Below are 13886 nucleotides of genomic sequence, written 5' to 3'. Positions count from 1 at the left end.
CGGCCCGGGCGCCGACCGCTACCTGTCCCCCGAGATCGGCGCCGTCGTCGACCTGGCCCACAGTGGGGCGCTGGTGGCAGCCGCCGAAAGCGCAATCGGCGCACTGCAATGATCTAACCCTTTGCCGGTGAATAGGTTTGAGGTCGAAACCCTCGTCCGCATCGGGGTGCCGACGGGCGACCGATGGGCGTTGGAGAGTCGTCAGTGGGTAGGGATCACTGGAGTTGATGGCGGGGTTTCGTCGCCAAAAGGCTTGACTAGGCATGGCCTGATTCGCCTTTCGCACGCGCCAGTATTTGCCGATAGTTTTTCCGGCACCGACAGACTGGAGCCGCCGCGCTCAATGACGACATCCGTGCCGGAAGATCGGAGAAGAAACCAGGCTTCGATGCCCAACGTCGTTCGGTCAGTTCGATGGCTCAAAGTCGACACCCAGGCGGCCTATAGGTAGGCGAACAGGTAGGGAATTCCCGACTATTCAATGAAGCGAACAGGGCTGCCAGTAACGGGATGTCGTTGGAAGCATTGCCCTAGCGACGGGTTGCGCGCACCCCGCGACACTGCGATGTCGGGTCTTCCGGTCGATGTCGGAAATCCGGTTTGGGGTCTAGAGCCACAGCCATTCGCTGCCTTGCTATTTGGAAATAGCGGCAGCTCTCAGTTTACCTGTCCGGCAACGCCACACGGTCAATGATGGCAAGGTGTACTGCTGCGCCGTCCTGGACGGCTTCTCTCGGATGATCGTGGCCCGCACGTTTCCACCACCGCTGACAACCGCCCTGGTCAACAACGCGGTCAACATGGCACCCATCCCGTCCCTCAGCGCGCATTACCACGGTCGAAGCTGCGGGGCCAGATGAGTTGGTCTCATTCACCGGGAACACGCCAGGGGCGTTCGACATGAAGTCAGGCCGCATCGAGGCCGGAACAGTGTCAACACAACGGTTTTCCTACACCGCCGTCGTCAACGGCAGGCCTGCACTGGCTATCGAACACATCACCCGCCTCGGCGACGATCAGGCACCCGACTGGCCGGCCGGGCGCGGCTGGCACGTCACCGTCGAAGGCAACCCGTCGATGGAGCTCAGATCCCGTATCGCCAACCACGGTGAGGACGAGACTGAGCAGGGCTGCCTGGGCACAGCGATGCACGCGGTGCATGCGATCGCACCGGTGTGCGCGGCCGCCCCCGGGATCCGGACCTTCCTGGACCTACCGATGATCACCGGACATGGAGTGCTCGACGGGCGCTAGCCGCTACGACACGTCGCTGGAGGGCGAGAGCCAGGTGTTGCACTGTCCGATCTTGTTCTCGCGGTAGCCCTGATCCCACCAACCGCTGAAGTGTGCCTTCGATCCGTGGTCACGAGGCGCGCTTGGATTCCAGTCGCCACGGGTCGCGTTGTCGTCAAGCGCGATCTGGTAATCGGCCACGGTGAATCGTCCTCCGGTGTCGACGATGGAACCGATGAACATGCCGGAGAAGCACTGTGCCTGCAATTCGTAGCGGCGCGTCAACTCCAGCCCTTGCTCGGACTGTTCACCCACCGCGTCCTTCTGTCTGCTCTCCTCACCCCCTGTTCCGAGGAGCGATTGGATGTGGTGGCCGTATTCATGGGCGAGCATCGACAGGTAGATGATCGCCTTGTCGCCGTATCGATCTGCCGGCATTCCGGCAAGTGGCATATAGATGGTTTCGCTGAGGGTTCCCTGCGGAAGCTGCCCAGAGCAGTAGCGGGCGGGGTTCTGGCCCGGGCTCGTCGAGTAGGTGCCACATGGCGTTGTCATGACGTCGCCCGTCGGCACCGACAGCGTCACGTTCCGAAACTCGAAACCTGCGGCCGTCACGACGGGTTTCCACGCGGCCTCCAAGCACTGGAGGGCCGCCTGGTAGAAGATCTCAGCCGCCACCGCGTCGCTCGGCCAGCCGACCGGGTTGCATGGCTGTTTGGTCAGGCCGGCGTCGAAGTTGGCGTAGATCCGGTTTTGTCCCAATGCGGCCTCGCCGGTGGGCAGGGGCATTGCACTGGTGGTGGTTGGGGGAGGCGTGGTGGTGGCGGTGTAGGACGGTGTGGAGGTGAGTTCGCTGGTTGGGACTGCGCCTGCGGGGCTGGCCGGTTCACTGGCGCTGGTGCTGCCCTGTTGTTTGAACACCGCGACTCCTGCGGCGATCAGCGCGAGCACGACGACGACGGCGACGGCCGAACCGATCAGGATGGCCGGTCGTCGAGGGCTTTTCGGTGTTGGCAACGGGGCCGGATACGCGGGAGATTGCCCACCCCAGGGGTCGGCATCGCCCGGCTGATGCTGCGGCGGCACGGGCGACCCCGATGGTGCGGTGGCCCATGGATCCGGGGCCGAAGCCCATGGATCCGCGGGCTTGGCGTTGTCCGATTTGGCCTGTGCGAACGGGTCGGCGCCCGCAGCGAAGGGATCATCACCCCAGGACTTGGGCGGCGGACCGAACGGACCCCACGACTGCATTTCGAGTACGTTACTGCCCGGACCGAGCCCGCGCGTGCGCGAGTTTTCGCACGGGAAAGCGATCGGTGTTCCAGCGCCGGGCAAACTTCCGCTAGGTGCGGTCCCCGAGCGTCTGCCAGAGGAACTCGTAGGTCAGCGCCGCCTTGAACGCGGACTGCTTGTTGTCGGCCGCGCCGCCGTGGCCACCTTCGATGTTCTCGTAATACAGCACCCGATGCCCGGCCGCCTCCAGCGCCGCGGTCATCTTCCTGGCATGTCCGGGATGCACCCGGTCATCCCGGGTCGAGGTGGTGATCAGGATCGGCGGATACATGGCCGAGGCCGAAATATTTTGGTACGGCGAGTATTCCGCCATGAACTCCCAGTCCGCCGGATCGTCGGGGTTGCCGTATTCGGCCACCCATGACGCGCCCGCGAGCAGCAGATGGAAACGCTTCATGTCCAGCAACGGCACACTGCACACCAGTGCCCCGAACAGCTCCGGATACCGGGTCAGCATCACGCCCATGAGCAGCCCGCCGTTGCTGCCGCCGGCCGCGCCGAGCTGCTCGACCGTGGTGATGCCGCGCCGCACCAGATCGGCGGCGACCGCGGCGAAATCCTCGTACACCAGGTGGCGGTTCTCGCGCATCGCCTGCTTGTGCCAGCCCGGGCCGTACTCGCCACCGCCGCGGATGTTGGCCTGCACGTACGTGCCGCCGCGCTCCAGCCAGCCGCGGCCGACCCCGCCGATGTAGCCCGGGGTCAGCGAATTCTGAAACCCGCCGTAGCCGTAGAGATAGGTCGGGCTCGGTTCCTCGCGGCGCCCGACGACGAAATACGGGACCTTCGTGCCGTCCTCGGACGTGGCGAAGAACTGCTCGACGCCGATGCCGTCGGCGTTGTAGAACGCCGGTGCGGACTTGATCTGAACCAGCGGCCCGCCTGCGGTGCCGTACAGCAGCCGCGACGGAGTGGTGAATCCGCTTGAGTTGTAGAAGACCTCGTCACCGAGGTGGTCGATGTCGACGACGATGGTATCGGCGGCCGGCGGGATGTCCGGTGCGTCCCTGCGTTCCCACGTCCCGGGCGTGACGACCTCGACGTGGCTGGCGACATCGCGCAGCGTGATCAGGATCAGCTTGTCCTTGGTCCACTGCACGCTCGACAGGCAGCTGTGCTCGTCGGGCTCGTAGATCATCGCGAGATCCGCTGTGCCGGAGAGGAAATCGTCGAACTTGGTGGCCAGGAGCGCGCCCGCGGGATAGGTGACCTCACCCACCTGCCAGTCGGTCCGCAGGGAGATCAGCAGCCACTCTCGGTGCAGTGACAGTGACGAGTCGGTCGGGACCTTGAGTTCGATGAGCTCGCCGTCGCGCACCTCGTAGCGGATGCGGTGGTAGAAGTCGGTGTAACGGCCCAACCGGGTGTGCTCGAAGCCCGGCGTCCGGTCGATCGAGGCGATCACCCGGACATCAGTCGGCTCGGCCTCGTACACCGTCTCGGCGTCGGCCAACGGCTGACCGCGGCGCCAGCGCTTGGCGATCCGCGGATACCCGGATTCGGTCATCGAACCCTCGCCGAAGTCGGTGCACACCAGGAGGGTGTCCTCGTCCTCCCACGACACCGAGGACTTGGCTTCGGCCAGCTCGAATCCTCCGGAAACGAATTCCCTTGTCCGCATGTCGAACTCGCGCACCACAGTGGCATCGGCGCCGCCCCGGGACAGGCTGATCATGGCCAGCGTGTGCTCCGGCTCGATCACCTCGGGCCCGGCCCACACCCAGTTCTCGTCCTCGGCGCGGGCCAGCTCGTCCAGATCCAGGATCACGTCCCAGTCCGGATCATCGGTCCGGTAGCTGTCCAGTGTGGTGCGCCGCCACAGGCCGCGCGGGTTGGCCTCGTCGCGCCAGAAGTTGTACAGATACTCACCGCGCCGGCCCGGATAGGGGATCCGCGCATCGGTGTCGAGGATCTCCAACACCTCGGAGCGCATCGCCTCGAAACGGTCGCCGCTCAACTCGGCGATCGTCGGCTCGTTGTGCGCCCGCACCCACGCCAACGCGTCGTCGCCGGTGATGTCCTCAAGCCACAGGTAAGGGTCGTTCGCCACCCGTCCATTGTGACCGCGCGCGTACTGTGAGCTGGACAACACCACCGGCGACAGAAGCGAGGACGTGATGGGCCAGGCACCGGCACGGGCCCTGATCACCGCGGCCGCCGCTGAACTACTGGCACGACTACGGGAGCGCCACGGCTCGCTGATGTTCCACCAGTCCGGCGGCTGCTGCGACGGGTCGTCGCCGATGTGTTACCCCGACGGCGAGTTCATCGTCGGTGATCGCGACGTCCTTCTGGCGGTTCTCGACGTCGGTGACGGCGTTCCGGTGTGGATCTCCGGTCCACAGTTCGAGGCGTGGAAGCACACCCAGCTGGTGATCGACGTCGTCCCCGGCCGCGGCGGTGGTTTCAGCCTGGAAGCGCCCGAAGGCATGCGGTTCCTGTCTCGCGGCCGGGCCTTCACCGACGCTGAGAACGACCTGTTGGCCGAGCAACCCCCGGTGACCGGTGCGCAGTACGGAGACGGAATCAGGCCGCCCGGCACCGGCAGCCACATCGTCGACGAAGCCGCCGACGCCTGCCCGATCCCCGGGGGACGCGCCGCGCAGATGTAGCGGGTCGGCGTGGGTCGCGGCGTTATCGTCGAAGAGTGATTCCGCTGCCACGGGCGTGGCTGCTGACCAGCGCAATGTTGGTCGGCGTAGCGGTCGGGCTGCTGGCAGGCATCGCCACGAAACTGCTGGTCACGGTCGCCGTCCGGCCTGATGTGGTAATTGCCCTCGCCCTCGGGGTACCCGGGGTCCTGGGGATACTGATGGTCCTGGTTTCGGGGCGGCGGTGGGTCACGACGCTCGGCGCATGTGTGCTGGCCATCGCGCCCGGCTGGTTCGGTGCCCTGGCGATCATCCAGGTGGCAACCCATGCCTGAAAACGTCGACACCTCCACCGCGGACTTCGCCCCGCTGTTCGACACGGGGGAGAACGAGGTCCTCGACGAGGAGTTGTCGCCCGAAACGACGTCCGCGGAAGACATGACGCCGGACGGGACGGCCTTCGACGACGCGCCCTCGGCACCGCTGCCCGCCCCGGCTCCGCCCATCGTGGTGGAAGGGATCTACCTGTCCGTCAAGTGGTGGACGTTCGTGGGCGTGCTGGCCGGGGTGTGGTTCGTCTCCGCAGCGGCGGGGGCCGGTCTGTACTACTACTGGTACCAGTCAGCCGACAAGACCTGGCCGGTGTTCGCCGTGCTCGCCTACATCGTCGTCATCACGGTCGGGGCCCTGGTGGCGTCGACGGCCCAGCGCAAACCCCTGGTATCGGCCCTGGCCATCGCCCTGATGTCGGCGCCTCTGGCGGCGATGGCAGCGGCGGCGGTTTTCTACGGCGCCTACGTATTCGGCTGGATCGCCCGGTAGGGCCATTGCACGGCCCACTAGGGTGGGGTCGTGACCCACTTTGACGTCGTCGTTCTCGGAGCTGGTCCCGGTGGATACGTCGCGGCCATTCGTGCCGCCCAACTGGGGCTGAACACCGCAATTGTCGAACCCAAATACTGGGGCGGCGTGTGCCTCAATGTCGGGTGTATCCCGTCCAAGGCGCTGCTGCGCAACGCGGAACTCGCGCACATCTTCAACAAAGAAGCCAAGACCTTCGGCATCAGCGGTGAGGCCACCTTCGATTACGGTGCCGCCTTCGATCGCAGCCGCAAGGTCGCCGACGGTCGCGTCGCCGGCGTGCACTTCCTGATGAAGAAGAACAAGATCACCGAGGTTCACGGCTACGGCACCTTCACCGGGCCCAAGTCGATGTCGGTCAAATTGAATGAGGAGGGCGGTGCTGGAGGTTCGGAGGACCTCACCTTCGACAACGCGATCATCGCCACCGGATCATCGACCCGCCTGGTGCCGGGCACCGCGCTGTCCGACAACGTGGTCACCTACGAAACCCAGATCCTGTCGCGCGACCTGCCGGGCTCGATCATCATCGCCGGCGCCGGCGCGATCGGCATGGAGTTCGCCTACGTGCTGAAGAACTACGGCGTCGACGTCACCATCGTCGAGTTCCTGCCGCGCGCGCTACCCAACGAGGACGCCGAGGTCTCCAAGGAGATCGAGAAGCAGTACAAGAAGCTGGGCGTCAAGATCCTGACCGGCACCAAGGTCGAGGGCATCGCCGATGATGGGTCGACGGTCAAGGTGACGGTCAGCAAGGACGGCAACACCGAAGAGCTCAAGGCCGACAAGGTGCTGCAGGCCATCGGGTTCGCGCCCAATATCGAGGGCTTCGGCCTGGAGGCGGCCGGGGTGGCGCTGACCGACCGCGGGGCCATCGCGATCGACGATTACATGCGCACCAACGTTCCCGGCATTTACTCGATCGGCGATGTCACCGGCAAGTTGCAGCTGGCCCACGTGGCCGAGGCCCAGGGCGTCGTCGCAGCCGAAACCATCGGCGGCGCAGAGACTTTGGCGTTGGGCGATTACCGGATGATGCCGCGCGCCACGTTCTGCCAACCGCAGGTGGCCAGCTTCGGTCTCACCGAGGAGCAGGCCAAGGCCGAGGGATACGACGTCGTCGTCGCCAAGTTCCCGTTCACCGCCAACGGTAAGGCGCACGGCTTGGCCGATCCGACCGGCTTCGTGAAGCTGATCGCCGACAAGAAGCACCTCGAGCTGATCGGTGGACACCTGATCGGGCCGGACGTGTCCGAGCTGTTGCCGGAGCTGACGCTGGCGCAGAAGTGGGACCTGACGGCCAACGAACTGGCCCGCAACGTGCACACCCACCCGACCCTGTCGGAGGCGCTGCAGGAGTGCTTCCACGGGCTGACCGGCCACATGATCAACTTTTGAGAAACGAAATCGTTGCCGGCATAGCCGGATTGGTGGTCGGCCACATTCTGTGGCTGGCTGCCATCACGTTGGCGACCGAAGGCTCCCGGGTGAACATCTGGGTGCTTCTGGTTGCGGCCCTGTCGCTCATCGGTGGCGCCGCGGGCGGATATTTCGGCTGGCGTAAGTACCAGCAGAAGTCCCACACATGGGCTGCGTTCCTGTGGACGTTGCCCGTGTCTCCGGTGCTGTTCTCGCTCGTGTTGCTCGGGGTCACCTACCTGTAGGTTTGTGTGATCGCACAACAACAGGGCGTGCGTTTCGTGCGATTTTCCGCTACAGGACAGGTACACCCTGGACGAATGTCGATGTGAACAGATCGGGCCGCGGCCCGTCCACATCGGCAGCACAGGGAACCCAATGGCATCTAGCAGTGGACTGATCGATGACGCGCCCTTGACGGCATTCCACAAGAAACTGACGCTGTACTCGTCGGGTGGACCGTTCATCGACGGCTATGCCATTGCGATCATCGGGTTCACCTGGGCGACCATGAGCACGTCGTTCAACGTCACGACGGCAGACAAGGGACTGATCGCCGCCGCGGTCCTGGTCGGCATCTTCGTCGGCGGCGGCCTGTTCGGCTGGGTGACCGACAAGGTCGGCCGCCACATGATGTACATCCTGGATCTGCTTGCCCTGGCGGTCTTTTCGGTGGCCTGCATGTTCGCCACCGAGGTCTGGCAGCTGATCTTGCTGAGGTTCCTCATCGGCATGGCCATCGGCGCCGACTACCCGATCGCCACCTCGTTGCTCGCGGAGTACCTGCCCGCCAAGTACCGCGGCCGCATGCTCGGCGCCACGTTCGTGGTGTGGGCTGTCGGCGCTACCGTTGCGCCCGTCGTGGCGATGGTGTGCACCCACTTCGCCGGCGACAATGCCTGGCGCTGGATGCTGGCCAGCCCGGCCGTCTTCGCGCTCGTCACCCTGTTCCTGCGGTTGGGGACACCGGAATCGCCGCGGTGGCTGATCAGCAAGGGACGCGTCGAGGAAGCGGACCGTTCCATCAAGCAGGTCTTCGGGCCCGACTACGGGGTCGAGGATCTCGGCGAGCCGGCGACCGCCGAACGCGCGACCTTCACGTCGGTGTTCAAGCCGCCGTACCTGAAGAGGACGCTGTTCGTCAGCCTGTTCTGGATGTGTCAGGTGATCCCGCTGCTGTCCATCTACTCGTTCTCCTTCGACATCCTGGGCGAGGTCGGCATCACGGGTAACGGCGCCGAGGTGTTCCTCGCCGCGCTGTTCGCGGTCGGCGGCATCCCGGGACTGTTCCTGGTCGACCGGATCGGCCGCAAGGCCCTGCTGATCTACACCTTCGCCGGTATCGGAATCATCTGGGGCATCGCCGGTCTGATCCCGGGTCTGCCGGTGATGATCGTCTTCACCGCCGTGTGCGCGTTCGCGCTGCTGTCCGGGGCGTCCAGCTTCCTCGAAATCGTCTATCCCAACGAGTTGTTCCCGACGGAAGTGCGCGCGACGGCTGTCGGCATCGGCACTGCGGCCAGCCGGATCGGTGCGGCGGTGGCCGTCTACCTCATGCCCTTCGCCCTCGACAAGGGCGTCAACTGGGTGCTGCTGGCCGGCGCCGCAGTCTCATTCGTCGGGCTGGCCGTCACGGTCGCGTGGGGTGTAGAAACGGCCGGCCGCTCGTTGAGCGACGCGGCGAACGTCAAAGCTGGGTCAGACCGGGAGACGGTACGTTCCGCCTGACTCGGCTTTCTACACCTGGGCTGTCGATCGGCCTGCCGCCGTCACAACCCAGGTGTAGAAATCGGCGGTGGGATGCGGCCGCCGCCTAGTCCGGGAAGTCCAGTGGGATCCGCAGCGTCGTCATCATGGCGGCCAGGCCATCGTATTGGGCTGCCAGCATGCAGAATTCGATGAGCTGCTGCTTGGTGAGGATCGCCGAGAGTGTCGCCCAGGTTTCGGCCGAGATCGACCGGGTCACGACAAACTCGTCGGTCGCGGTGACCAGCACCCGCTGCCGGTCGGTCAGGCCCTCGGCGTCGGGCCCCTCGAAGATGCGGGCCTGGGTCTCGGCGTCCACCCCGCGGCTGCGGGCCAACCGGCGGTGCTGCTGGAGCTCGTATTCACAATCACGCAGGTGGCCAACCCGGAGGATGACCAGCTCGGCATCCTGACGCGACAACTTGCCCAGCGGGCCCAACAGCACCCCGGAATACGGCAGCCATGCCAGGAACAGCAGTCTGTGCTGGCCCAGGACGTTCATCAGGGTGAAGCGGGGCGCCCGGATAGCTCGGGCGCCCAGCTTGGCGATGGCCCAGTTGACGGGGCCCAGCTCACGGAATCCGCCTGGCGCAATGCGGGCCGGCTCGAGTGCACTCACCCCGCCGAGTCTGGCACAGGGGTGGTCGCTTGGAAGGTCCAGCTGCCGGTTGGCGCCCGAGTCCAACCCGACTCGGGTTATCCGTGGTCGGCCAGGTGGATGCCGAGGTCGGTGCGGCCTGGGAGAAGGTCCCCGCGCAGGGCACGAGTCTCCTGGTAGTCGCCGTCGCGCAAGCGCCGGAACCGTCGGACCGGCTCGGTGTCGATAGTCCGCAGTCTGTCTTGCAGGCGCTGAAACTCCAGGTCTACGGCGGCCGCCTCCAGGCCGTCGGCATCGTGGATCACATGCAGGTCGAGTGTCTCGATTCCGACATACCAGAGGGTGCCGTGAATGAGAGGGAAGAGCAGAGACTCGAGGTCACCGCTGATGCCGCGCGGGCCGATGGAGCGTGCATCCTCTCCCGCGGTCACCACGATGAGGGCCCTGCGCCCGATGAGGCCGCCATCACCGTAGCGCCGGGGCACCCCGAGTTCAGGATCGAGATCGCCGTAGGCGAACCCGTTCGTGAGCACCCGGTCGAACCAGCCTTTCAAGATTGCCGGCGGCCCATACCACCACAGCGGGAACTGCACGATCAGCAGCTCCGCTGCGGCGAGCTTGGCCTGTTCCTCGCGCACGTCGGCTGGCAGCTGGCCCCGGGAGTACGCCTCACCTGCCAGCTCGACGATGTTCCCCGGCTTGGCGGCGCGCTCTCCGAGGTCGCGGTCACTGAGCACCGGGTCGAACTCCTGGGCGTGCAGGTCGGAGATCATCACCTCGTGCCGTGCGGACAGCGCTTCGGTTCCTGCCCGAAAAAGGCGTTCGTTCAGTGAGCCGCGGCGGGGGTGCGCGTAGAGCCACAGGGCGGTGTCCGGCTTCGGTGGATGTGTGATCGTCATGAAGTCACCTGCTTCGTGTCGTTTTGGTCGTCGGTAGCGATGGCCGTGATGACACGGGCCAGGGTGTTGCGTGCGTTGGCGGGGCTGATCCTGTCGGCGAGCGCGTCTCGGGCCAAGGCATCTCCGGCGCCGATGACTGCGGACAGACCTGTTGCGTCTATCCGACCGGGGAACGGTGCCAGCGCCTCGCGGCACGTGGCGAGATAGGCGTCCTCGGCTTCCTGGCGCAGCCGGCTCAAGGTGGGTGACCCCGCGAGTGCGGCGACCACGTCGGCCAGTTCCCGCCCCTGCGCGAGGCAGCAGTCGATGTATGCGTCCGCGATGACGCGCGCGACGGCTCGCGCCTCTCGCCCCGCGCCGGCCAGTGCGGCGTCGAGCATCTCGCGCTGGCGCTCCTCGAACTCGCGGTAGAGCTCGGCGAGGACCCCCGCCTTGTCGCCGAAGTGGTCGTAGACCACGGGCTTGGTCACACCGGCCCTCTCGGCGAGCCGTCCGAGGGTGAACTGTTCCGTGCCTGCCTCCCGGATCAACTCCCTTGCCGCGTCGAGTAGTTGGGTGTGACGGTCCTGCTTCGACAGGCGTCGTTTCGGGGTCGCGTCGGATTGGTCGCCCATCTTGACTCCTTGGCATTACCTACGAGTAGTAACCTACTGACAGTAACCTACCATGAGTAACTTCTGCTCGCGCCTACGGGAGAATGCTCGGCGTCCAACCCTGGCCAGCGCGGATTTCGTTCAGCGGGCTACGGCTGCCGCACCAGATACGGGGACACGGTCGAGCGGTGCTCGTTGAGGTCCAGGGCCTTGCCGAGCGCCGGGAACGCGCGCTGCGGGCAGTTGTCGCGTTCGCACACGCGGCAGCCCGAGCCGATGGGTGTGGCAACCTCGCCGGAGAGGTCCAGTCCTTCGGAGTAGACCAGCCGATGGGCATGGCGCAGTTCGCATCCCAGCCCTATCGCGAAGGTCTTGCCGGGCTGCCCGTAGCGCGACGCGCGGCGCTCCACGGTGCGGGCCACCCACATGTAGTTGCGACCGTCGGGCATCTGGGCGATCTGCACGCCGATCTTGCCCGGATTACCGAACGTCTCGTAGACATTCCACAGCGGGCAGGTGCCGCCTGAGGATGAGAAGTGAAAGCCGGTGGCGGACTGACGCTTTGACATGTTGCCTGCGCGGTCGACCCGGACGAAGGAGAACGGCACCCCGCGCATCGAAGGCCGCTGCAGGGTGGACAGCCGGTGCGCGATGGTCTCGTAGCTCACCGAGTAGAACGCCGACAACCGCTCCACGTCATAGCGGAAATTCTCGGTCACATCGTGGAATTGGCGGTAGGGGAGCACCGTGGCCGCGGCGAAGTAGTTGGCCAGCCCGAGCCGGGCCAGGGTGCGGGATTCGTCGCTGGTGAACATGCCCTCGTCGACCATCTTGTCGATGAGCTCGCCGAACTCGAGGAAGGCAAGTTCGGCCGCCATCTTGAACACCTGCTGGCCGCTGGAGAGATGGTTGCCCATCTCCAGGGTCTTGGTAGCCGGGTCGTAGCGGTGCAGCACGGTGTCGCCCAGGTCGATGCGCCGAACGATCCGGACCCCGTGCACCGTGGTCATCCGGTTGGCCAGCTCACCGGCAAGGTCACCGCGGTGCATGCGGATCTTCGAGGTCAGATCCTCCGCGGCGGTATCGAGTTCGTGCAGATAGTTCTGCCGTTGGTAGAAGTAGTCGCGCACTTCCTCGTGCGGCATGGTGATCGAACCGCTGCCGCTGCCGTCGGAATACCGGTCCTCGGTGGCGGCCGCCAATTGCGTGGTGGTGAGCCGGTATCGACGGTGCAGGTTGACCATCGCGCGGGCGAAATTCGGATATGCCGCGACCATGTCGGCGACTTCGGCGACATCCATCTCGGCGCCGAGGTCGCGGTCCATCGTCACCTCGCGCATCTCGGCGACCAGGCGGGTGTCGTCGTGGGAGGCGAAGAACGTCGCGTCCACCCCGAACACCTCGGTGATGCGCAGCAGCACGGCCACGGTCAGCGGCCGCACGTCGTGCTCGATCTGGTTGAGATAGCTGGGGGAGATCTCCAGCATCTGGGCCAGCGCCGCCTGGCTGAACCCACGCTCGCTCCGCAGTTGACGCACCCGCGACCCGACGAACGTTTTTGCCACGTCAAATAGCCTAACAAGGGTGTGAAGGCGGTCTTTGCATTCTTGGCAGTTTGGTCACTACTGGCAGTATCGGGCTGCCTGGCATGATCGGCTCAGACGACAGCGACTGGAGATGACCATGACGGGAACCGCGCAGAATTCGACCACCGGGCTGAACAAGGTGATGATGCCGGTGCCCGACCCCCATCCCGATGTCTTCGACCTGGAATGGCCGCTGCGGATGGCCGATGTCGATCGCACCGGCCGACTGCGGTTCGACGGCGCGTGCCGGCACATTCAGGACGTCGGCCAGGACCAGCTGCGGGAGATGGGATACGAAGACGTCCACCCCGCGTGGATCGTGCGGCGCACGATGATCGATCTCATCCGGCCCATCGAGGGCAGTGACATCCTGCGGATGCGGCGGTGGTGTTCGGGCACGTCCAACCGGTGGTGCGAGATGCGGGTGCGCATAGATGGAAGGCGCGGCGGCCTCATGGAGTCCGAGGCGTTCTGGATCCACATCAACCGCGACACCCAGGGGCCCTCCCGGATCTCCGACGACTTCCTGTCCGGCCTGCGCCGCACCACCGACGAGTCCCGTCTGCGCTGGAAGTCCTACCTGAAGGCCGGCAGTCGTGAGGACGCGGCCGAGATCCGCGAGTACCCGGTGCGGGTGTCCGACATCGACCTGTTCGACCACATGAACAACTCGGTCTACTGGACGGTGGTCGAGGACTACCTGTACTCGCACCCCGAGCTGCTGGAGAAGCCGCTGCGGGTGACCATCGAGCACGACGCCGCGGTGGCCCTCGGCGAGAAGCTCGAGATCCTGTCGCACGTTCACCCGGCCGGATCGACCGACAAATTCGGTGAAGAGCTCTCGGATCGCACTGTTAGAACGCTCACATATGCCGTCGGCGACGAGACAAAAGCGATCGCATCACTGTTCTCGCTCTGACCCCTCCCGGTTTAACAGTACGAGCGTACTGACCTGCGCCTTTGTGCTACTCGTCGGTAGCTTCTGAACCGGTACAGCCATCATATTTCTTCGCAACCTTTGCAAGTTAACTAAGCGCTTTGGCGAAACTTGGCAACTGAAACGGGTG

At 65.4% G+C, this 13886-nt stretch carries 14 protein-coding genes; 8 read left to right on the top strand and 6 right to left on the bottom strand.

The window, feature by feature from the left end:
• The first annotated feature begins 900 nt into the window (after positions 1-900).
• Positions 901-1254, top strand: coding sequence for a hypothetical protein (locus EYZ64_RS27490; protein ID WP_286175163.1), 354 nt, complete (start codon positions 901-903; stop codon positions 1252-1254).
• 3 nt (positions 1255-1257) lie between these two features.
• On the opposite strand, the gene EYZ64_RS27485 is transcribed toward EYZ64_RS27490, so the two are convergent.
• Together EYZ64_RS27485 and EYZ64_RS27480 are read right to left on the bottom strand one after the other, a co-directional pair.
• Positions 1258-2484 (bottom strand): neutral zinc metallopeptidase, encoded by a 1227-nt coding sequence (locus EYZ64_RS27485; RefSeq protein WP_135458536.1) that lies wholly within the window; start codon positions 2482-2484, stop codon positions 1258-1260.
• 91 nt (positions 2485-2575) lie between these two features.
• Positions 2576-4618, bottom strand: coding sequence for a prolyl oligopeptidase family serine peptidase (locus EYZ64_RS27480; RefSeq protein ID WP_286175162.1), 2043 nt, complete (start codon positions 4616-4618; stop codon positions 2576-2578).
• Positions 4619-4643: 25 nt separating this feature from the next.
• Between EYZ64_RS27480 and EYZ64_RS27475 the strand changes: the two genes are divergently transcribed.
• From EYZ64_RS27475 to EYZ64_RS27450, 6 genes are all read left to right on the top strand, one after another.
• Positions 4644-5138, top strand: a complete 495-nt coding sequence (locus tag EYZ64_RS27475; protein ID WP_135458534.1) for a DUF779 domain-containing protein — start codon at positions 4644-4646, stop codon at positions 5136-5138.
• A 35-nt stretch (positions 5139-5173) separates the two neighbouring features.
• Positions 5174-5452: a putative holin gene (locus EYZ64_RS27470; protein WP_210115588.1), complete on the top strand. Its 279-nt coding sequence runs from the start codon at positions 5174-5176 to the stop codon at positions 5450-5452.
• Entirely contained in the window at positions 5445-5939 is a 495-nt protein-coding gene (locus EYZ64_RS27465) for a hypothetical protein (protein ID WP_286175161.1), read from the top strand. Before EYZ64_RS27470 ends, EYZ64_RS27465 begins: the two co-directional genes overlap by 8 nt.
• A 30-nt stretch (positions 5940-5969) precedes the next feature.
• On the top strand, positions 5970-7376 hold the full coding sequence (gene lpdA, locus EYZ64_RS27460) for a dihydrolipoyl dehydrogenase (protein WP_135458532.1): 1407 nt from the start codon (positions 5970-5972) through the stop codon (positions 7374-7376).
• Positions 7373-7642, top strand: a complete 270-nt coding sequence (locus EYZ64_RS27455; protein ID WP_135458530.1) for a flagellar basal body-associated FliL family protein — start codon at positions 7373-7375, stop codon at positions 7640-7642. Before lpdA ends, EYZ64_RS27455 begins: the two co-directional genes overlap by 4 nt.
• 133 nt (positions 7643-7775) lie before the next feature.
• The gene (locus EYZ64_RS27450) at positions 7776-9125 is read left to right on the top strand and encodes an MFS transporter (protein WP_135458528.1); all 1350 of its coding nucleotides are present in this window, start codon (positions 7776-7778) and stop codon (positions 9123-9125) included.
• Between the two features lie 85 nt (positions 9126-9210).
• Here the strand turns inward: EYZ64_RS27450 and EYZ64_RS27445 are convergent, their stop codons facing one another.
• The 4 genes from EYZ64_RS27445 to ramB form a co-directional block, all read right to left on the bottom strand.
• Positions 9211-9762, bottom strand: a complete 552-nt coding sequence (locus tag EYZ64_RS27445) for a carboxymuconolactone decarboxylase family protein (RefSeq protein ID WP_135458526.1) — start codon at positions 9760-9762, stop codon at positions 9211-9213.
• Positions 9763-9839: 77 nt separating this feature from the next.
• Positions 9840-10640: an NAD(P)H-dependent oxidoreductase gene (locus EYZ64_RS27440; RefSeq protein ID WP_135458524.1), complete on the bottom strand. Its 801-nt coding sequence runs from the start codon at positions 10638-10640 to the stop codon at positions 9840-9842.
• Positions 10637-11254, bottom strand: a complete 618-nt coding sequence (locus tag EYZ64_RS27435) for a TetR/AcrR family transcriptional regulator (RefSeq protein ID WP_286175160.1) — start codon at positions 11252-11254, stop codon at positions 10637-10639. Before EYZ64_RS27435 ends, EYZ64_RS27440 begins: the two co-directional genes overlap by 4 nt.
• A 128-nt stretch (positions 11255-11382) precedes the next feature.
• The gene (ramB, locus tag EYZ64_RS27430) at positions 11383-12798 is read right to left on the bottom strand and encodes an acetate metabolism transcriptional regulator RamB (RefSeq protein WP_135458521.1); all 1416 of its coding nucleotides are present in this window, start codon (positions 12796-12798) and stop codon (positions 11383-11385) included.
• Between the two features lie 118 nt (positions 12799-12916).
• On the opposite strand from ramB, the gene EYZ64_RS27425 reads away from it, so the two are divergent.
• On the top strand, positions 12917-13738 hold the full coding sequence (locus EYZ64_RS27425; RefSeq protein WP_135460289.1) for an acyl-[acyl-carrier-protein] thioesterase: 822 nt from the start codon (positions 12917-12919) through the stop codon (positions 13736-13738).
• The last annotated feature ends 148 nt before the right edge of the window (positions 13739-13886 follow it).

The organism is Mycobacterium sp. DL99 (assembly GCF_004762045.1).
Taxonomy (GTDB): domain Bacteria; phylum Actinomycetota; class Actinomycetes; order Mycobacteriales; family Mycobacteriaceae; genus Mycobacterium.
The sequence above is the reverse complement of the archived record's forward strand: the minus strand, read 5'-3'. Positions and strand labels throughout refer to the sequence as shown.